The organism is Shinella sp. HY16 (assembly GCF_028534175.1).
Lineage (GTDB): Bacteria > Pseudomonadota > Alphaproteobacteria > Rhizobiales > Rhizobiaceae > Shinella.
Map to the genome: position 1 here is coordinate 679,563 of NZ_JAHYXL010000002.1, position 19,505 is coordinate 699,067.

19 protein-coding genes are annotated in these 19,505 nt (G+C 62.6%); 6 read left to right on the forward strand and 13 right to left on the reverse strand.

Features of this window, described 5'->3' with window-relative positions; translation table 11 throughout:
• Positions 1-33: 33 nt before the first annotated feature.
• Positions 34-984, forward strand: coding sequence for a LysR family transcriptional regulator (locus tag K0P03_RS23630; protein WP_023517211.1), 951 nt, complete (start codon positions 34-36; stop codon positions 982-984).
• A 42-nt stretch (positions 985-1,026) separates the two neighbouring features.
• Here the strand turns inward: K0P03_RS23630 and K0P03_RS23635 are convergent, their stop codons facing one another.
• From K0P03_RS23635 to K0P03_RS23675, 9 genes are all read right to left on the reverse strand, one after another.
• Complete coding sequence (locus K0P03_RS23635; protein ID WP_024269890.1) at positions 1,027-1,848, reverse strand: alpha/beta fold hydrolase; 822 nt, start codon at positions 1,846-1,848, stop codon at positions 1,027-1,029.
• A gap of 117 nt (positions 1,849-1,965) precedes the next feature.
• Positions 1,966-3,561: an MFS transporter gene (locus K0P03_RS23640; protein ID WP_272790770.1), complete on the reverse strand. Its 1,596-nt coding sequence runs from the start codon at positions 3,559-3,561 to the stop codon at positions 1,966-1,968.
• Positions 3,561-4,016 carry a DoxX family protein gene (locus K0P03_RS23645; RefSeq protein ID WP_023515326.1) on the reverse strand — a complete coding sequence of 152 codons (456 nt, stop codon included), beginning with the start codon at positions 4,014-4,016 and terminating at the stop codon, positions 3,561-3,563. The genes K0P03_RS23640 and K0P03_RS23645 overlap by 1 nt, the downstream gene beginning before the upstream one ends.
• A 69-nt stretch (positions 4,017-4,085) precedes the next feature.
• The gene (locus tag K0P03_RS23650; protein WP_272791098.1) at positions 4,086-6,056 is read right to left on the reverse strand and encodes an amidohydrolase; all 1,971 of its coding nucleotides are present in this window, start codon (positions 6,054-6,056) and stop codon (positions 4,086-4,088) included.
• Entirely contained in the window at positions 6,056-6,319 is a 264-nt protein-coding gene (locus K0P03_RS23655; RefSeq protein WP_272790771.1) for a XapX domain-containing protein, read from the reverse strand. Before K0P03_RS23655 ends, K0P03_RS23650 begins: the two co-directional genes overlap by 1 nt.
• Before the next feature lie 72 nt (positions 6,320-6,391).
• Positions 6,392-7,048 carry a hydrolase gene (locus K0P03_RS23660; RefSeq protein WP_272790772.1) on the reverse strand — a complete coding sequence of 219 codons (657 nt, stop codon included), beginning with the start codon at positions 7,046-7,048 and terminating at the stop codon, positions 6,392-6,394.
• Positions 7,049-7,205: 157 nt separating this feature from the next.
• Complete coding sequence (locus tag K0P03_RS23665; RefSeq protein WP_272790773.1) at positions 7,206-8,123, reverse strand: helix-turn-helix domain-containing protein; 918 nt, start codon at positions 8,121-8,123, stop codon at positions 7,206-7,208.
• A 76-nt stretch (positions 8,124-8,199) separates the two neighbouring features.
• Positions 8,200-9,069 carry a helix-turn-helix transcriptional regulator gene (locus tag K0P03_RS23670; RefSeq protein WP_023512492.1) on the reverse strand — a complete coding sequence of 290 codons (870 nt, stop codon included), beginning with the start codon at positions 9,067-9,069 and terminating at the stop codon, positions 8,200-8,202.
• Between the two features lie 74 nt (positions 9,070-9,143).
• A complete protein-coding gene (locus tag K0P03_RS23675; RefSeq protein WP_272790774.1) occupies positions 9,144-9,974 on the reverse strand; it encodes an AraC family transcriptional regulator in 831 nt (276 codons plus the stop codon).
• Positions 9,975-10,191: 217 nt separating this feature from the next.
• Between K0P03_RS23675 and K0P03_RS23680 the strand changes: the two genes are divergently transcribed.
• From K0P03_RS23680 to K0P03_RS23695, 4 genes are all read left to right on the forward strand, one after another.
• Positions 10,192-11,124, forward strand: a complete 933-nt coding sequence (locus K0P03_RS23680) for a ring-cleaving dioxygenase (protein WP_023514671.1) — start codon at positions 10,192-10,194, stop codon at positions 11,122-11,124.
• 99 nt (positions 11,125-11,223) lie between these two features.
• Positions 11,224-11,835 (forward strand): alpha/beta hydrolase, encoded by a 612-nt coding sequence (locus tag K0P03_RS23685; protein WP_023514672.1) that lies wholly within the window; start codon positions 11,224-11,226, stop codon positions 11,833-11,835.
• Positions 11,836-12,092: 257 nt separating this feature from the next.
• Entirely contained in the window at positions 12,093-13,010 is a 918-nt protein-coding gene (locus tag K0P03_RS23690) for an AraC family transcriptional regulator (protein WP_023514673.1), read from the forward strand.
• Between the two features lie 81 nt (positions 13,011-13,091).
• Positions 13,092-13,868 carry an SDR family oxidoreductase gene (locus K0P03_RS23695; RefSeq protein WP_272790775.1) on the forward strand — a complete coding sequence of 259 codons (777 nt, stop codon included), beginning with the start codon at positions 13,092-13,094 and terminating at the stop codon, positions 13,866-13,868.
• A 239-nt stretch (positions 13,869-14,107) separates the two neighbouring features.
• Here K0P03_RS23695 and K0P03_RS23700 read toward each other — a convergent pair whose 3' ends face one another.
• The gene (locus K0P03_RS23700; protein WP_272790776.1) at positions 14,108-15,058 is read right to left on the reverse strand and encodes a GlxA family transcriptional regulator; all 951 of its coding nucleotides are present in this window, start codon (positions 15,056-15,058) and stop codon (positions 14,108-14,110) included.
• An 82-nt stretch (positions 15,059-15,140) separates the two neighbouring features.
• Positions 15,141-15,962: an SDR family NAD(P)-dependent oxidoreductase gene (locus K0P03_RS23705; protein ID WP_272790777.1), complete on the reverse strand. Its 822-nt coding sequence runs from the start codon at positions 15,960-15,962 to the stop codon at positions 15,141-15,143.
• Between the two features lie 207 nt (positions 15,963-16,169).
• Between K0P03_RS23705 and K0P03_RS23710 the strand changes: the two genes are divergently transcribed.
• Positions 16,170-17,582 (forward strand): MFS transporter, encoded by a 1,413-nt coding sequence (locus tag K0P03_RS23710; protein ID WP_156031754.1) that lies wholly within the window; start codon positions 16,170-16,172, stop codon positions 17,580-17,582.
• Positions 17,583-17,637: 55 nt separating this feature from the next.
• Here K0P03_RS23710 and K0P03_RS23715 read toward each other — a convergent pair whose 3' ends face one another.
• Both K0P03_RS23715 and K0P03_RS23720 read right to left on the reverse strand, forming a co-directional pair.
• A complete protein-coding gene (locus tag K0P03_RS23715) occupies positions 17,638-18,483 on the reverse strand; it encodes a carbohydrate ABC transporter permease (RefSeq protein WP_024269896.1) in 846 nt (281 codons plus the stop codon).
• A gap of 6 nt (positions 18,484-18,489) precedes the next feature.
• Positions 18,490-19,428, reverse strand: a complete 939-nt coding sequence (locus K0P03_RS23720) for a carbohydrate ABC transporter permease (protein ID WP_272790778.1) — start codon at positions 19,426-19,428, stop codon at positions 18,490-18,492.
• Positions 19,429-19,505: the final 77 nt, after the last annotated feature.

The window sequence follows — 19,505 nt, forward strand, 5'->3', positions numbered from 1 at the left end:
TGATTTTGTTCGGCAGGAATATAACGGATCGTTATGAAGATAGACGAGCGCCACCTGATCCAGCTTGCCGCCGTCGTCAGGACGGGCGGCGTCACCGAGGGCGCGGCGCTGCTCGGCCTTGCCCAGCCCGCCGTCTCGCGCACGCTCTCCATGCTGGAAAAGCGCCTCGGTGAACCCTTGTTCCTCAAGGGCCGCCGCCCCCTTCAGCCGACACCGCTCGGCCGGGCGCTCGCCGATCACGGCCAGGTCATGCTCGCCGCCTCGCGCAAGGCTTCCGATACGATCGAGAGTTTTCGCGTCGGCAAGGGCGGCACGGTGCGCATCGGCGGCACGCCCTTCTTCATGGATGCGCTGATCTCAAACATGATCGCGACCTTCCAGACCCAGCATCCGGATGTGCGCATCGACCAGATCTACGGCTATTTCCCGGACCTGCGCGCAGCCCTCAAGGCCGACCAGATCGACCTTGCCATCTGCCCCATCGATATCCTCGACGAAGGCTCGGGCCTCGAATTCCAGCAGATCCTGCCCGGCCGCAACGTCGTCGCCTGCCGCGTCACGCATCCGCTGCTCCTCAAGCGCCGGCCGCAGCCGTCGCATCTGCTGGATTACCCCTGGGTCGCCCCGCCGCCGGGCAGCCCGCTGCTGGCAGACCTGCGCAGCATGCTGCTCTCCTTCGGCGCGACGGAGCTGCGCATCCGCTATACCGGCGGCTCGTTGTTCAGCGTCGTCAACTACCTGAAGGGCACCGATGCACTTACCGTGCTGCCGCACGGCGTGGTCTTTGCCCAGCGGAATGAGAAATCGATCACGGCGTTGCCCATCAACGTGCCGCATCCCGAGCGTGCACTTGGCCTTCTGAAGCGCGGCGATGCGCCACGCATGCCGGCGGTCGATCACTTCGCCCGCCATGTGCAGGCTGGGTTCGATACGCTGAAGCACCTCATCAAGCGGCATGAAGAGGCGATCGTCTGGGGTGTTTGAGGAGGAGCGCCGGGCCTTGCCCGGCGCTGGTGTTCCAAACGCTCAGCCGTTGATAAAGGCGAGCGCGTCGGCGTTGAATTTTTCGGCGTCGATTTCGGCAAGGCCGTGCGAACCGCCCTTGTAGACGAGCAGTTTCGCATCTTTGACGATCTTTGCAGATTTTTCCGCGGAGGCGGCAACCGGCACGATCTGGTCGTCATCGCCGTGCACGATCAATGTTGGGCGATCTATCTTCTTCAGGTCTTCGGTGTAGTCGATCTCGGAGAACTCGTGGATGCAGTCGTAGTGACCCTTGATAGAGCCCATCATGCCCTGCAGCCAGAAGGATTGACGCCGGCCCTCGCTGGCCTTCGCGCCGTCACGGTTGAAGCCATAGAAGGGCATGGTCAGGTCCTTGAAGAATTGCGAACGGTTGTTCGCTGTTCCCGCGCGAATGCCGTCGAAAACCTCCAGCGGCGTGCCCTCGGGATTGGCATCGGTCTTCAGCATCAGGGGTGGCACGGCGCCGACCAGCACGACCTTCGCTACGCGGGCAGTGCCGTGGCGGCCGATATAGTGGACGACCTCGCCGCCACCGGTGGAGTGGCCGATCATGACGAGGTCTTTCAGGTCGAGCTTTTCGATCAGCTCCGCAAGGTCGTCGGCATATTGATCCATGTTATTGCCGTTCCAGGGCTGGTCAGACCGCCCATGGCCGCGCCGGTCATGGGCGATGACACGAAAACCGTTCCGGCCAAAGAACAGCATCTGCGCATCCCAGGCGTCTGCCGAAAGCGGCCAGCCGTGGGAAAACAGGATCGGCTGGCCCTTGCCCCAATCCTTGTAGAAAATCCGGGTCCCGTCTTTCGTCGTGATGGTGCTCATCAGTATGCTCCTTGCTTGGTTATGGCTTGGGCGGCAACGGTGGTGGCTCCGGCGTCTGCCGGGAGCCCTGTGAAGAGGCTGGCTTACCGGCGGGAATGCATTGGCCTGCGATGGCGTTCAGTGCTTTCCGGCGGCCAGCAGGTGTCGGACGCGGGGTGGTTCTCCGCCACGATGGAACCGGCGCACATCCTCCTGGAGATCGGCATCCGCCTTGGAAACGCGGCGATGCTGGCGCAGGTGCTCGGCCCAGGATTCGACGAAGAACCATTCGAGGACGATGTTCGGATCGGCTGCATCCTCGGTCACGCCCCAGCCATAGGCGCCGTCACGCCGTCGTTCAGTAGAGAAGCGATGGAGGGCCTGAAGGAATGCCGTGCGGTCGGCGTCGTCGATGCGGTACTCCACGGTGATCAGCACGGGGCCACGGTCATGGTCGACGGGTTCGGCGGTCAAGGGTTCGGGCCAATGGTTGGAAGGCACCAGATCCGCCTCGCCCCTGGGCAGGTGCAGCCGGTGGAAGACAAGGCCGGTTATGACGAGGCCGGCAGCCGCGACGAGGAGCGTCGTGGCGATGCCGAGCGCTTCGGCGATCGTGCCCCAGGCGAGGCTCCCCGCTGTCATCGCCCCGTTGAACACGGTGAGATAGATGGCGAGCGAGCGGCCGCGCACCCAGTTGGGCAGCACGGACTGGGCCGTGCCGTTGAGCGTGGTGAGCGCGGTGATCCAGCCGGCACCGAGGAGAAGCAGCAACAGGATGGCCACCCATTGCGGTGGGGCAAGGGAGAGCGCCGCCATCACCAGTGCTGCAGCGAGGGCCGCCAGCAGCATCAGCCCGTCCACATCGAGCCGGGTGCGCAGCAGCGGCATCAGGAAGGCGCCGCCGATTGCGCCGGCCCCGACCGCGCCGAGCAGCACGCCGTAAAATCCCGCCGTGCCGCCGAGAAGATTGCGCGCCACCAGCGGCAACAGCGCCCAGACTGCGCTGGAGAAGGCGAAGAAGACCGCTGCGCGCACCAGGACGACATGCAGGTCCCGGCTCGATCGGGCATAGCGCAGGCCGGCGCGGAAGGCACCGAAGAACCGTTCGGAAAGCGCGTCCTCGCCTTCCGTTTTTCGCCGCCACCACAGGAGGGCGGAAACGACGAACACGTAGCTGATGACATCGACGCCATAGGTGACGGCAGCCCCGAAGGAGGCGAGCAGGACACCGCCAAGCGCTGGACCGATCGCCCGCGAAATGTTGATGCCCAACGAGTTGAGAGCGATGGCGCCCTTGACGTCCCCCTTTGTCACCAGTTCCGGAACGATCGCCTGCCAGGTGGGAGCCATCAGCGCCGCGCCGATGCCACCGACGAAGGTGAAGGCGACGAGCGAGGTGACCGTCTGCAGGCCCGTCGCTGACAGGGCCAGCAGGCAGAGGCTCGCCGAGGCGAGGATGAGCTGGATGGCGATCAGGAATTTTCGGCGGTCGAGGATGTCGGAGAGCACGCCCGCAGGAATAGCCAGCAGGAAGATCGGAAAGGTGGATGCGGCCTGGATGAGCGCCACCGCCGCCGGTGCCGCCGATAGGTCCGTCACCAGCCAGGAGCTGGCAACATCGCGCACGAAGGTACCGATATTGCCGATGATCGTCGCCACCCACAGCACGGCGAAGACCTTCTCGCGTAGCGGGGCGAACGCGCCCGCGCGAGGGGTGTTGGGGGCTTCGGCCATCAGCTCCAGTCCTCTTTCGCGCCGTTCTTCCAGCGGTGCAGATCATACCAGGCGACCAGCATGAACGCACCCGCAAGTCCGAGATGCTCGAAGAAGGAGTTGGTGGCCATCATGCGTGGCATGCCGGATGGCATTTCCCAGAAGCGCAACGCAATGAAGGTCGCCATCAGCGTGAAGCCGGCAAGCGCCAGCGCGCCGATCCAGCGCCAGAAGCCGGAGAGCACCATGGCCGAGCATGCAAGCTCGACGAGGATGATGGTCGCGGCGATGGGGGCAGCGGGGGTAAGGCCGAAATGCTCCATCTCGGCGATCGCGCCGTTGAAGTCGAAGAGTTTCATCACGCTGCCCTGGATGTAGGCGGCGCACAGGCCCAGCAGCGCGATCCAGCGCACCGGATGGTTGATGACGAAGCGCGCGCAGACCCTGGCGGCGCGCTGTTCCATGGTTGCGGACATGATGCCTATCTCTCTGTTTTCCACTATTCGAATATCAATTGCCCCATGGGTGCGCCGGACGCATTCTCCTCATACCGCCCAGCAGGCGCAGCCGAGCGCGCCGAAGAATCCCTTGAGATCGCCGACCGGCAGTTTCGATGTCCAGGCGGCGGCATGGTCGTGGCCGTGCACGCCGCAGGCGCTGGCGCAGCCGCATGCCGAGATCGCCGCCCGGCGCAATGATCGTCTGCCCGCGCCTTCCGGCTCCGCCCAGGCCGCGTAGCCGCCGAAGGTCCTGACCGGGGACCAGTCGGGCATGGGCGGCGGCACAGAGTTTTCGTCGAGGTTGTCGAAGTCGCCTGCGCCATAGACAACCCTTCCACCGACCATCGTCAAGTCGGAGGTCAGGAAGGAGATTTCGTCTTCTGCGCAGGTGAAGAAGTCCTTGTCGGGGATGACGAGATCGGCGAACTGGCCCACTTCGATGCGACCCTTCCTGCCCTCCTCGTTGGAGAACCAGGTGACATTTTCCGTCCACATCCGAAGCGCCGTTTCGCGATCAAGGCAGTTGCGGCGTGGATAGAGCGCGGTGCCGCCCACCGTCTTTCCGGTGATCATCCAGGCGAGCGAGATCCAGGGATTGTAGGAGGCGACGCGGGTCGCGTCCGTGCCGGCGGAGACCTTGACGCCCTTTTCCAGCATGCGGGCGATTGGTGGCGTCGCTTCCGCGGCCGCATGCCCATAGCGCTCGACGAAATATTCGCCCTGGAAGGCCATGCGATGCTGTACGGCGATACCGCCGCCGAGCGCGGCGACACGATCGATCGAGCGTTCCGAAATTGTCTCGGCATGGTCGAAGAACCAGTTGAGACCGGCGAGGGGGATGTCGCGGTTCACCGTCTCGAACACGTCGAGAGCGCGGGAAATCGTTTCATCGTAGGTGGCGTGCAAGCGCCAGGGCCAGCGATTTTCTGCAAGGATCCGCACGACCGCCTCGAGGTCTCCTTCCATTTCCGGCGGCATGTCCGGCCGGGGCTCGCGGAAGTCCTCGAAGTCAGCGGCGGAGAAGACGAGCATCTCGCCTGCGCCGTTGTGCCGGAAGTAGTCGTTGCCCTGCTTGTATTTGACGGATTTCGTCCAGTTGAGGAAATCTTCCTTCTCCTCCTTCGGCTTCTGGGTGAAGAGGTTGTAGGCCAGCCGCACGGTCATTTGGTTCTCGTCGGAGAGCTTCTGGATGACGGCATAGTCATCCGGATAGTTCTGGAAGCCGCCGCCGGCATCGATGACGGAGGTGACGCCGAGCCGGTTCAGTTCGCGCATGAAATGCCGGGTAGAATTGACCTGGTAGTCGAGGGGGAGCTTCGGTCCCTTGGCGAGCGTCGAATAGAGGATGCCGGCATTGGGTTTTGCCAGAAGCAGGCCTGTCGGATTGCCCTTCTCATCGCGGCTGATCTCGCCGCCGGGCGGGTTCGGCGTGTCCCGGGTGTAGCCGACGGCCCGGAGCGCGGCGCCGTTGAGCAGCGCCCGGTCATAGAGATGAAGCAGGAAGACCGGGGTGTCGGGTGCCACGGCATTGATCTCATCGAGCGTCGGCAGCCGCCTTTCGGCGAACTGGTGTTCGGTGAAACCGCCGACGACGCGCACCCATTGTGGTGGCGGCGTGTTTGCCACCTGCCGCTTCAGCATATCCATGGCGTCGGCCAGCGAGCGCACGCCGTCCCAGCGCAGTTCCATGTTGAAGTTGAGGCCACCGCGCACGACGTGGGTATGGTTGTCGCAAAGGCCGGGCAGTGCGCTTCGGCCCTTGAGGTCGATAACCCGCGTGGCAGGCCCGGCAAACGCCATCACCTCCTGCTCCTCGCCGACGGCAAGGAAGGTGCCGGCGGCAATCGCCACGGCGCTCGCCTTCGGCTTGCTGCGGTCGAGGGTCGTAAAACGGCCATTGCGGAGGATGAGGTCAGCGGTCATCGCTTCGGGCTCCTGTTGGGCACGCGCGGAAACGCCACTGCCCAAAGCAAGGGCGGCGGCCGTTGCACCCAGAAAATTGCGGCGTGTCGGCATCATGTCTGTTTCCTGTCTGGCGGTTCGCCTCCCTTCGGCAGTTCACCGAAGACGTGCGGTTTGACGTGATGGTGCAGCCAGGATTGGCCTGCCATCTCCCGGCTCCAGAGCGATCTGGCGAGCGGCACGAGCTGCTCTCCGGCAAGCATGCCGAGGAGACTGACCAGTGCGACCACCGGCGGCGCTGGGGAGCGCACATTGAGAAGGCTGTAGATCACGCCGACGAGCAGGCCGGCGCCGAGCGAGAGCAGATACAGTTTCATCGCTGCGTCCTCCATCACGGATCGAGCGCCTCACAGCAGGAGCAGAGCCTGCAGAGGGGTAAGGCAAACGGCTCAATGGCCCTCGGACGCACCGAACATGGTTTTGGCGTAGATGATGCCGAGGCCGTAAGCGCCGCCGAATTTTTTTGCGATGCCTGTCGTCAACTCGTAGGTTTCGGCCCGGGCCCAGTCGCGCTGCAGCTCGAGCAGGTATTGCAGGGCAGTCATCGGGCGCACGCCCGCCTGCACCATGCGGTCCATGGCGCGGTCATGAGCTTCTGTGGAGATGTCACCGCAGGCATCGGCGATAACATAGACCTCGAAGCCCTGGTCGAGCGCCGATAGGGACGGACCGACGATACAGACCGAGGTCCACAGGCCGCACATGACCAGCCGCTTCTTGCCGATGCGGTTGACCTCGGCAATCACAGCGGCGTCTTCCCAGGTGTTCATCGAGGTGCGGTCAAGCAGCGGCTGGCCGGGAAAGGCGTCGGTGATCTCGCTGAACATCGGCCCTGAAAAGGACTTCTCGGCAACCGTCGTCAGGATCGTCGAGACGCCGAACCCCTTTGCGCCATGGGCGACGAGAGCCGCATTGTTGCGCAGGTTCACCGCGTCGATCGATTTGGTCGCAAAGGACATCTGCGACTGGAAGTCGATCATGATCAGCGTGTGGTCGGCGGGGGATATCAGGAGGCTGCCTGGGGTGGGCGTGGCGTTCGGGGTCATGGACTTCTCCCTTTCTGGATGCCGGTTGGAGGTCTCCGGAACCCGAACTATGCCTTTCCGCCTTCTGTCGTTCTTGTCGCCTATGTCTGTCTTTTGAACATTTTGTCAGGTTTCTGAGTTGAATTTTCGTGCCTTTGCACGCTGACGGTACCTCTGGTCAGAACCTCCGGCTGCGCCGCCAGGCCCCCGGCGAAACTCCGACGATACGGGAGAAAATCCGCGTGAAATGGCTCTGGTCCGCAAAGCCGCAGGCCGCTGCGATCTCGTTGATCGAGAGCACGGAGCGAGCAAGCAGGTCGCGCGCCTGGTCCATGCGTTCCTGCATCAGGAACTGGTGTGGCGTCTTGCCGGCCGTCGCGCGAAAAGCTCTCAGGAAAGCCCCCTCGGAAAGGTTGCAGGCATGCGCCAGTTCTCGGATGGAAAGGTCGCCGCCGAGACGGTTGCGCATCCATTCCCGGATCATGGCCATATGGCGCGGCGAAAGGCGGCGGCCGGCAACCCGTGCGGCCGCCGTTGTGCGGCCGGCATCGCCGTAGCGGTGTGTGACGTGAATGCCGATCGCCACCGAGAGTTGGTCGACGAACAAGGCACTGCGTTTCAGTTGATCGTTCGTCGGGGCAAAAAGCGCGCCCATCAGTCCACCCAGCACGGGATCGGGTTGCGCATTGCAAGCCCGTAGCCCGCTGACGCCTTCGAGGTCTGCACTGTCGGCCATGCGCTCGATCGCGCAGGGGCCGATCTCGATGAGCGCGAAGTCAAATGACCCGGTCAGCTCGGCGCGATAGGCATCCTGGAAGGAGCGCAGATAGACGGTGTTCTCGGCGAAGTCGTGCAGGGTCGAATGGTACGGTTGGAAAATTCGTCGCCGGTGGCCGCCCGCAAGCGAGAGCCCCAGCAGGTAGCCGCGGCTGGTGGCAGGCGTCGCTACGGGTTCGGGCGGCGCCTTCTCCGCCTTCTTGCGATAGAACGTCATGCCGCCGGCATCGATGCGGCGGTCCTCCGCAAGCCGGGAGAGGCTGCACCCCAGGGTGTCCCGGGGCAAGGAGACAGCCGTCATCGAAGAGGCATTGCTCACGCCTTCATTCCTCTGAACCTTGTCTCCCCTTGAGGCAATTTACGCCGTGCGGGCCGGGTTCGCCAATCCAGAAATTTTAGGGTCGGTTGTCGCGGCGGAAGCGCGCCGGCGTCTCACCCGTCACCGCGGAGAAGGTCTTCGTCAGATGGCTCTGGTCGGCAAAGCCGCAGCTGATAGCGATCTCGGCGATGGAGATGTCGGTGCGCAGCAGGTCCTTGGCGTGGGCAATACGATATTCCATAAGCCAGCGCGCGGGCGTGCGCCCGAAGCTCGCCTTGAAGGCCTTTATGAAATAGCTTTGTGACAGTTCACAGCTTTCCGCCAGCTCGGCAATCGAGAACCGGCCGTCGAGGCGTGTGGAAAGGAACTCCAGCGCGCGTTTTTCCTGCCAGGACGCCAGCGTGCCCTTGCGCTCGGCGGGGAAGTAGACGCCGCCATAGGTTTGAGTGAGGTGCGTCAGGATGGCCAGGCTGACCTGGTCCACGAACAGGCGGCTGGCCTCCCGCGGCCGTTCCAGCGCCGGCAGCAGTGCCTGGGCGAGGCCGAGCACGACGGCATCGACCGTGCCGGGCGGGCATTTGAAGCCCGACAGTTCGGGTCGGCCCAGCTCGTCGGCGAAGGCACGAACATGCCAGAAGGGAACCTGAAAGCGGACATTGTCGAAGGGCGAAAGATGATGGCAGCGCCATTCCTCGCGAAGATCGGTGATGGCAAGCGCTCCCTTGGGGTGCCCGCCTTCGAAGACCAGCGCCTCGCCCCGCCACAGCCGGTGCAGCCGGAAGTCGCGCAGCTGCGTGATGATGTGGAAGGCTTCCTCCCGCACGCTCGGTGGATCAGGAGCAAGATCGTCCCGGTCACAGCTCAGCCGCGTGATGACGAGTGGCGCGGCATGCAGGGTCGATCGGTGCAGGGCGGCGGTCGGGTCGATCGGGTCTGCGTCGTTCACCGTGTCCTCCTGCAATTGGTTGATGGACGGATAAAGAGTGCGTGTTTTCCCCCTGCCGAGGCAAAGGATTTTCCTTAGTGAAGGCGGTCCGTATATGCGTGCTGGCGGAAGGTTCGTGTAAAACCGTCGTCAGTTTCTCTGGCGCGCTCTGCGCGGATCCATATCAGCCATTGTGCGGGTGTCAGGCCCGTCGCGTCCTTGAATTCTTTCAGGAATTCATCCTCGGCAAGGCCCGCGGCCGTGGCGAGAAGGGAAAGCGGTGGCTCACCGTGCTGCACGGTGTGGCCACTTTCCGGCACTGCTGCTCCCGGGCGGGATGACTGCGGCGTGGCTGCCGAGGCATCGTCGGGCGTTTCGCCATACTGATGCAGGAGATGGGCGCAGATGGCGACCGCCATGTGACGCAACAGCGCCGGCGGCGAGGGTTGTCGGCCGCCTCCGAGCAAGACGAGGAGGGCCGTCCCGAGATTGCTCAGCACGCTGTCCGGCCTGCCGCGCCGGCAGGCCAGCCGGCGCTTTTCCGTGCTTTTGGAAAGGGTTGCGGCCTCCTCGAAAAGCGACTTCGGCAGGACGAAGGCCAAGGCGTTCAGCCGGCTGTGCAGGCGAATGGCGGCCCCTTCGTCGAGATCGACCAAGCAGATCGATCCGCGCTCGTAGCAGCGAACTGGCGTGCATGTTCCGTCCGGCCGAATATCCGCATGATCCACATCATCGAGATAGAGCATGAGAAAATAGGCGCTGCAGGCGGGAAGATGGATGTCGCACGGTTCTCCCATGCCGAGATCCTTGCGGATGCTGGTGACGGAGAAGGTGGCGGATTTGATGGGGACGGTGGTGAGGCTGGGCGCTTCAGGTGTCCCGAAGCAGAGGCCTACGCAGCTGAGTTCTTTTTCTGGAAACGTCAACGGCAAACTCTCAATCCCTCCGGCTGAGCGATATCATCAAGGCGAGACCGGATGTTGCGCGACTTTAGGCCAGCCCGGTGCTGCATGCAACGCTCGGCGGCAGCCGCAAACAATTGCGATTAAGTCAATAATAAATGAATTATTATGTCTATTTTTATTTGGCGCCTGCGGATTTATCTGTTGCTCAACGAAGATATCCACGAGTGAGGACAACACCATGCTTACCCAGATCAAAGGCTTGCATCACGTCACCTCCATGGCTGCCGACGCCCAGGAAAACAACGATTTCTTCACCAAGACGCTCGGTCTGCGTCGGGTCAAGAAAACCGTGAATTTCGATGCGCCGGACGTCTACCACCTCTACTATGGCGACGAAAACGGCTCGGCCGGCACGGTCATGACCTATTTTCCCTTCCCGCACATCGCCAAGGGCAACCGCGGGGCGGGCGAAGTTTCCGAAACCGTGTTCTCTGTGCCGAAGGGCTCGCTCGGCTATTGGAAGGAACGATTTGCCGGAAAGGGTCTTGTTGGCCTCGCCGGAGATGAAGCCTTCGGCGAGAGGCGCCTGCGGTTCCTCGGCCCCGACGGTGACGGCTTTGCTCTTGCTGAGGTCGATGGTGATCGGCGGCTGCCTTTTGCCGGCGGACCGGTGCCCGGTGACGATGGCGTGCACGGCTTTCATGGCGTGACCATGCGGTTGCGCGACGGCGGGGCCACCGGCGAACTGCTGACGTTCATGGGTTACGAGGAAATCGATCGTCGCGGCGACCTGACACGATATGCCGTCAAGGACGGCAACGGCGCCGATTTCATCGATCTCGAAGTGTTGCCTGGCGCGCCGGCAGCGCGGCAGGGAGCGGGCTCCGTTCACCATGTCGCCTTCGCCGTCGAAGATCGTGCCGCCCAGGCCGAGGTGCGCAAGGCGCTGATGGATACCGGCTACCAGGTTACGCCGGTCATCGACCGCGACTATTTCTTCGCCATCTATTTCCGCACGCCCGGCGGCGTGCTGTTCGAGGTGGCAACGAACGAGCCCGGCTTCAACCGGGACGAGGACACCGCGCATCTCGGAGAGGCGCTGAAACTTCCGCGTCAGCACGCCCATCTGCGCGAACGGATCGAAGAGATCCTGCCGCCCATCGTCGATTAGGCCGACCCCGGCCGCCGGCCATCTTCGGCGGCCCCTTCATTCAAACACTTCCGCCAGCCGTCCACGGTTGCTTGCGGATTCGTTGCAAAGGAGATTCGCATGTCCCGCGACGCGTACCAACACGTCTCCAAAGCGCCGGCACCTGGCGCGCCGCTCGTTTTCACCTTCCATGGAACGGGTGGTGACGAGCATCAGTTCACAGGCCTCGTCGGCCAGATCCTGCCTGCGGCCGGCATCGTTTCGCCCCGCGGCGATGTTTCCGAACATGGCGCGAACCGCTTCTTCCGCCGTAAGGCCGAAGGGGTCTACGACATGGAGGACCTTGCCGTTCGCACGCGCAAGATGGCGGATTTCGTCCGTGCGCATAAGCAGGCCAATCCAGGCGTGCTGCTTTACGGCCTTGGCTATTCGAACGGTGCGAACATCCTCGCCTCGGTGCTGTTCGAGGCGCCCGACCTTTTCGATCGTGCGGTGCTGATGCATCCGCTGATCCCCTGGGCGCCGGCGCCGGATCCGACCCTTCTAGGCCGGGACATTCTGGTGACAGCCGGAAGGCGCGACCCGATCTGCCCGTTGCCCTTCACCGAAACGCTCGTTGCCCATTTCGAAGCGAAGGGAGCGAATGTCGAGCTCTTGCTGCACGATGGCGGCCACGAGGTGCGGCAGCCGGAGATCGAGGCCGTCACGACTTTCCTGACCCGGAAGACGTAGGCTGCATCCACCACCGATCTTCATGCGCATGTCTCCGGGAGTTTTTCGCCCCCGGGGGCGCCCGCCATTGCACGGCCCCCTTGTTCCGCGCGACTGGCGATCTTTGATGATCTCCGGGCTCCTGCTCGGGGTGGGTGGGATAGGCAGGGCAGTCTCGCCCCTTTCCCCTGTCGTCGCCCTCGAGCGGTTCGACATCTCGACGGAGATTGCCGGACAGATTACAATCCGAAGTCTTAAATTGATTACGGATCGTCCGCATGGACCCCTTCAGCGACGTCATTGCATTGCTCCGGCCGAGCACTGCAATAGCCAAACCGATCAGTGGGCGCAGTACATGGGGCGTGCGCTATGCCGCTCACAAAGCGCCCGGATTTGCGGTCGTCCTGCAGGGCGAATGCTGGCTCTCCTTCGAGGGAGCGTTGCCGGTGCGATTCCAGACGGGCGACTTCCTCCTCCTCCCGACGACGCCACCTTTCACGATGGCGAGCCATCCCGACGTCAAAGGGGATTTGACGGATCCGCGCGAAGGGCCCGTCAGGCATGGTGAACAGGACGGGGACCCGGACTTCATCGCGCTGGGCGGCACCTTTCGTATCGAGCAGGCGAATGCTCCGCTGCTGCTGGCGCTGTTGCCATCGATCATCCGTATCCCGGCGGCGGAGGGGCGCGGCGGCAGGCTTCACCGGATGATCCAGCTCATCACGGAAGAATGCGTCCGCGACGAGCCCGGAAAGGAAATGCTGCTGCAGAGATTGCTGGAGATCCTCCTGGTCGAAGCCCTGCGGTGGCGCGGCATCGACGATGACGAGGACCGGACCGGCTTGCTCCGGGGGCTGCGGGATCCGGTTCTGGCGCGGGTATTGCGCGCCATCCACGCCGATGTCAGGGCGCGCTGGACGGTTGCGGATCTGGCAAAGACCGCGGGCCTGTCGCGTTCGGCATTTGCCGCCCGCTTTTGTGACGTGCTCGGATGCGGTCCCATCGAGTATCTCGCGCGCTGGCGCATGGCACTTGCGAAGGATGCACTGATCAACGCCACCAAGCCCCTTGACCGGATCGCCGACGAGATCGGCTATGAATCCGCGAGCGCCTTCAGCACCGCGTTCCGAAAGCGCGTCGGCTGCCCTCCCGGTCGGTTCGCCAAGACATACGAACAAGCGGTTTTGGACGATTGAGCAATCATTCTAGACGTCTGATTATATATCATCCAAACGGCGTGCGCTATCGAAGGGCCTCCCCAACATATGGAGGTTCTCGTGAAGACGATCCTGATTACCGGCAGTTCATCCGGCTACGGTCTTGAGACCGCATGCCATTTCCTCGCCAACGGGTGGACTGTCATCGCAACGATGCGCCGCCCGAACGCAGATATTCTCCCCCGTTCCGAGCGGTTGAGGATCCTGCCGCTCGATGTCACGAACGAAGAGAGCATCGCGGCCGCCGTCACCGCAGCCGGGCCTATCGACGCCCTCGTCAACAATGCCGGCATCGGTGTCGTTGGCGCGTTCGAGGCGATGTCGATGTCTCACGTCCGCAAGATATTCGACACCAACACCTTTGGTGTCATGGCGATGACCCAGGCGGTCATTCCACAAATGCGCGCACGGCGCACGGGTGTCATCGTCAATGTCACGTCGACGGTCACGCTCGCTGCAATGCCGCTCGCGGCGGCCTATACCGCGAGCAAGCAGGCGATCGAAGGTTTTACAGGCTCGCTGGCGCACGAACTTGCTTTCTTCGGAGTTCGCACCCGGCTCGTCGAGCCGGGCTACGGCCCGACCACGCGTTTCGCGCAGAACGCGGATGTGAAGGTGGAGGATCTGGTGCCACCGGAATATACACCCTTCGCAGCCCCGATCTTTGCCGCCTTCGCCAATCCCGGGGCGACCACCCGGGAGACTGACGTCGCAAGGGCTGTCTGGGCCGCGGTGCACGATACCTCCGGGCAGCTCCATTTCCCGGCGGGGGAGGACGCTATGGCGCTGGCCGCGGCACGGCTCGGCAAGGCTCCGAATGCTGTGCGCCTTGCATAGCCACGCAATGTCCGTTGGAGCGGTGCTGCCATCCAGAGGCGTTGTTGCTCCTCGCCACCTGCTGTTTGGCAGCCTTACCCTGCGGCCCTGCATGGACTGCCAGCCCCAAGGGGTATGATTGCCGGCATGAAGCGGGACGCTCGGGATGTGGTTTGTGAGGGTTCATTGAACCGGCGGCCTGCGCCCATCAACCCTCAGCAGCGCTGTAGTGTGCGGATAGAATATCGCCTGTTTGCTGGTTATAGGGACAAAGCGCTTTCCCGCGCATTGCGCCGGATTGTCTGAGGTGGTTGTCCAAGCGTTCGCAAGAAGGCCCGGCGCATCCGGTCGCTGTCTGCAAAGCCGGTCTCCGTGGCAATCACGTCCATGGAATGGCGCCCCTGTTCCATCATCAGCCGTGCCGCCTCCACGCGTAAGGTCTCGACAGCCTTGGCAGGCGACTGCCCTGTCTCCGAGCGGAAGGCTCGGCTGAACTGGCGCGGACTCAGACCTGCTGCATCGGCAAGCTCATCCACCGACAGGAGGCTGCGCAGGTTGGCCTTGGCATAGCCGATGGATTTCTGGATCCGGTCCGATTTCGCGTCCAGTTCGAGGAGGGCGGAAAACTGGGACTGGCCACCTGCTCTCCGGTGGTAGACCACGAGCTTGCGCGCGACGGCGCGCGCCACGGCCTGGCCATGGTCCTTCTCGATCATGGCAAGTGCCAGATCGATGCCGGCCGTCATCCCCGCCGAGGTCCAAACCGTACCGTCGACGATGAAGATTCGATCTTCCTCGACCCTGACGGCCGGGAACCGCTCCCTGAGCTGTCGGGCGAAGGCCCAGTGCGTCGTCGCACGGCGGCCGTCCAGCAAACCGGCCTCAGCAAGGATGAACGCTCCCGTGCAGGGCGCGGCCAGCCGCCGTGCGGTCTGGTGGGCGTGCTGCGCAAAATTGATCAGCGCCGGCGTCACCGGCTCGATTGCCGTGCCGGCGCCCAGCATGACCGTGTCGTAGCTTGCCTGGGGAGCGAAGGCTTTCGAATTGACCCCGAAACCGGCGGACGACCTGACCTCGCCACCGGCTTCGGAAAGGAGTTCGATGCCGTAGGCGGCTTCCCCAAGATGGAGGTTAGCCATCTCGAAGGCGGTCACCGCGGCAAAGCCCATGAGCTGGAACCCGGGGAAAATGACATAGCCGACTGTGTGCATGGCGAACCGCGTCTGTCTGATAAGGACGTATGTAGCAGATTTATGCCATAGCGAGAAATCTGATATGCATCCAGGGCCGAGACTATGCCGACAATAGCCTCTTGTTGCGCTCGACGCCGTAGCGGGAGGCTGGCACGCTGCGCGACAGGTTGGGCATGAGCTTCTGCCGGGCGGCCTCGTAGGCTGCCCAGTCACCGATGTCGGGAAGCGATGGAATGGTGACCTGTTCGCCTATCTCCAGACCGGCCAGCGCAGCATCGACCATATCCTCCGCCGACATGACGATCTCGCTCGGCACATGTTCCAATGGCGTCCCGGCGATGCCCCAGAAGTCGGTTGCTGTCGCCCCCGGCAGAACGGCCTGCACACGGATACCCTTGCCGGCCAACTCGCTCTGGAGCGACAGGCTGAAGGCAAGCACGAAGGCCTTGCTGGCGCCATACACACCGTTCAACCGTTCCGGCGCGACGCCGGCGATCGAGGCAATGTTGATGACGGTCCCCGCGCCGCGGGCCACGAAGCCGGGTGCGGCAGCATAGGTCAACCGCGTCAGCGCGTTAACGTTCAGCGTCAGCATTTCTTCCATCTTGTCGATATCCGATGCCAGCAGCGGGGCCGTTGCACCGACACCGGCATTGTTGACCAGCATCGTTATGCCGGCGTCGGCGCGCAGCAGGGTCTCGACTTCAGCAAGGCCACCCTTTTGACCGAGATCCGCAGCGATAACCTCGACTGCGCGGCCGGTTTCATCGGCAAGGTGCTTGGCCAGATCCATGAGGCGCGCCCTGTTGCGGGCCACAAGGATGAGGTCGTAGCCTCGGCGCGACAGGCGGTCGGCATAAACCGCGCCTATGCCGGAGGATGCGCCGGTGATCAGCGCGGTGCCTTTCGAATTCTCGGTCATGACAATCTCCATCAGGTTGGAATGTATTGCCTGATGGTAGGACGAAATTCAGGCGTCTCAAATGTCATATATCCGTCGATTTGGGACACTCTGGCGACATTGATTGTGGCACGCTTCCTGAGGCTGACTCGGGTCGAGATCGGCGCAGGGTTCCACGACGGCCATTGATACGGATCGGATTGTGGGAAAGGACCAGGCGAGAGAGGCTTGAGTGAAAGAGAGGTCATTCGCGATAAGATCGAGGCTCGTCGCGCGCGCGATACCCATCCGTTTGGCGATGTGGATAATAGGCGTCGCGGGCGGAATGAAGGGACTGCAGGTCCCTCGATCCCGCCGCCGATGGATTGCGGGCCGGCCCGCAAGACCCATTGTCCTTCCCTTTGCACCTCCGGGAGCCGTGGTGTGACCACAACAGATCAAGCCGTTCCGCCAGCGCGCAAATCAGGGGCCGTTGGCCTGACCTTCCTGTTCACCGGTTTTATTGCGGCGGCCTACGGCTTCGGGGTCTATCTTTTCCCGGCCGTCATGCCGGACATGCTGGCGGCGCTCTCTCTGAATTACGGGCACGCCGGTACCATCATGGCGGCATCGCAGGCCGGCTTTCTGATTGCTGCGCTCATCAGCGGAATTCTGACGAACAGGATCGGCGCCTCTCGCCTCATTCTTCTCTCGATGGCCTGTTGCACGCTGTGCCTGCTGCTCGTGCCGCTCACGGAAGGCTTTACCGCCCTGGCGGTCGCTTTGTTCTTTACCGGTGCGGCGTCGGCTTCGGTCTGGGTGCCGATGGTCGTGGTCGCCAAGGCCCTCATTCCGGAAGCACATCAGGGAAAAGCCCTCGGTCTCATGTCGTCGGGTACGGCCTACGGTGTCTTCGTCAACGGGTCTGCCATCCCAGTCCTGCTGCCGGCCTATGGCTGGCAGTCGGTCTGGTTTTTTGTCGCAGCCCTCACAGGCCTGCTGTTCGTGTGGGGCTGGTATCGTCTGGCAGGGTTGGAAAAGACTGCCGGGATGCGTGGCGCCGCCGGAAGCGCCATGGAGCGCATGGATTTGCGCACGCTGGCGCAGCCTGCCTATCTCACGGTTCCCGCCATGATGTTTCTGAACGGCTTTTCTTGCATGCCGGCGCAGAACTATCTTGTCGCCTTCGTTCGCGATGAGCTTGGCCATGGCATCGACGCGGCAGGAGACGTCTGGAAGGTGATCGGTTTCATCGGCATGTTCGGCGGATTCCTCATGGGTATCCTTGCGGACAAGATAACGGTGAAGAAAGCCCTGGTCCTTGCCTATCTTCTGCTGGGCGTCTCTTTCGCAGCCTTTGCCGATCACCGGAGCCTTGTGGTGATCTATCTGGGGGCCGCCCTGTTCGGGCTGGCCTTCAACGCGATTTTCGGCCTCATTCCCGCCTATGTGAGCCTGGCCTATCCGACCAGGGCCACAGCCCTGATTTTTGGCATGGGAAATGTCATGCTCGGGCTGGGTGCCATGACCGGGAATTTTCTCGGCGGCGTCCTCAAGGACGAAAGCGGCTCGTTCCAGCAGATCTATATCGTTGCGCTTGTGTCGGCCGCCGCTCTCATCGTTCTCGCCATTTTCCTGCGGCGGCCGGGAGCAGCATCGTGACGCGCGATTTCTGCGCCGCGTTGAAGCTCCGGTCTTCCCGTTGTTTGCGCAGGCCTCAGCTCTTGACGGAGCCTGCCGTCATGCCCGCGAGGAAGTAGCGCTGGGCAACCAGATACAGCACGAGCAGCGGGAGTGATCCGAGCACGCTCATGGCCATCATCTCGTTCCACTCGAAGGCGTGCTGCCCCATGAGGAGTTGGATCCCGATCGGTACGGTGCGCAAATCCATGGACTTGGTCAGGGTGAGCGCGAAGAGAAACTCGTTCCATGCAAGCAGGAACGTATAGACTGCCGTCGCCACGATACCGGGGATCGACACAGGAACGATCACCCGCCACAGCGCCGTCCAACTGGAGCCGCCGTCAACCAGAACGGCTTCGTCGAGTTCCTTGGGCAAGGTGTTCAGATAGCCTGTCATGAGCAGGACCGCATAGGGAAGCGTGAAGACCAGATAGGTCAGGATCAGTGCAAGATAGGTGTCGAAGATCCGGAAGGCGACTACCATGCCGAAATAGGGGATGAGGAGGGTAATCGGCGGCACGGTCTGCGTGCTGATGATGAAGATGTTCAGGGTGCTCTTGAAACGGAACGAGTAGCGGCTGAAGGCGTAGGCGGTAAGGATCGCGATGAAGAGCGTCAGAGCCGTCACGACACCGGCAACGAAGTAGCTGTTGATGAAGAAGCGCACCTTCGTCGGATCATTGAAGATCGTCAGGTAGGCCGAAATCGTGAAGTCGTCCGGCAGCAACCGTGGCGGCAGGGCGAAAATCTCCGTGTTGGATTTCAGCGAACTGAAGAACATCCAGACGATCGGGAAGGCGGCGAAGACCAGGCCGACCGCAAGGCCGAGATAGGTGAGGGCCGTCGGCAGGATCGAGTTTTTGAAGGAACGCTTTGCCATGACCGACTACCTGCGCTGCTGGTGCTTGATGTAAAAATACGTCACGCTCATCGAGATGAGGAGGATGACGATGGCACTCGCCGAGGCCAGTGAGAATTCATATTGGGCGAAGGCCAGCTTGTAGGTGAAGGTGGACAGCATTTCCGTCGCATAGATCGGGCCGCCGCCGGTGGTCATCCAGACAAGCGGGAAGACCTGCATGGTCCAGATGAAATCGAGCAACGAGATGCTGATGATGATGGGCATCAGCTGCGGAATGGTGATGTACCAGAACTTCTGCAATTCATTGGCGCCATCGATGCCGGCCGCCTCGTAAAGTTCCTTTGGAATGCCCTGGAGGCCGGCGAGCAGGCTGACCATGAAGAGCGGGTATCCTGCCCAGATGTTTGCGAATGTCAGCGCGTGAATGGCCGTGCTGGTCGAGGAAAACCACTCCACCTTGAAGTCGATGATCCGCAGCGCCATCAGCACGTTGTTGACGACACCGTTCGGATCGAGCAGCAGGCGCCAGATGATGGCGATGATCACGGCGGTGAACAGCCAGGGAAGAATGAAGAGCACGCGCAGGATGCTGCGGATCAGCGGATCGACACGATCGGTGTTGAGCAGCAGTGCGAAAGCAAGGCCGAGGATGAAGTGGAAGACCACGCTCATCACGGTGAAGTAGATCGTCTGGTACAAGGACTGCCAGAAGACCGGGTTCTGGAAGATGGCGATGTAGTTCTGGAGCCCCGCGAAGGCGGCGTCCGGCTTCATGATGGCGCCGTCCATCAGCGAGTAGCGCAGAACCATTACCATCGGAAAGAGCATCAGGAGGACCAGCAGGAGCGTGGCCGGCGTCACGTAGAGATATGGCACCAGCTTGCGCAGCGTCTTGTAGCTAAGCTTGCCCTTCTTGTGTGCCTTCGGCGGTGCTGCGGCCTGGGCCGTCATGGAGTGGTTCATCGCGGGACTGTCCGATTTGCCGGGATTGACGACGACACCGGCAGGCCATGATCGACGCTGCCGGTGCTGTTGAGTGT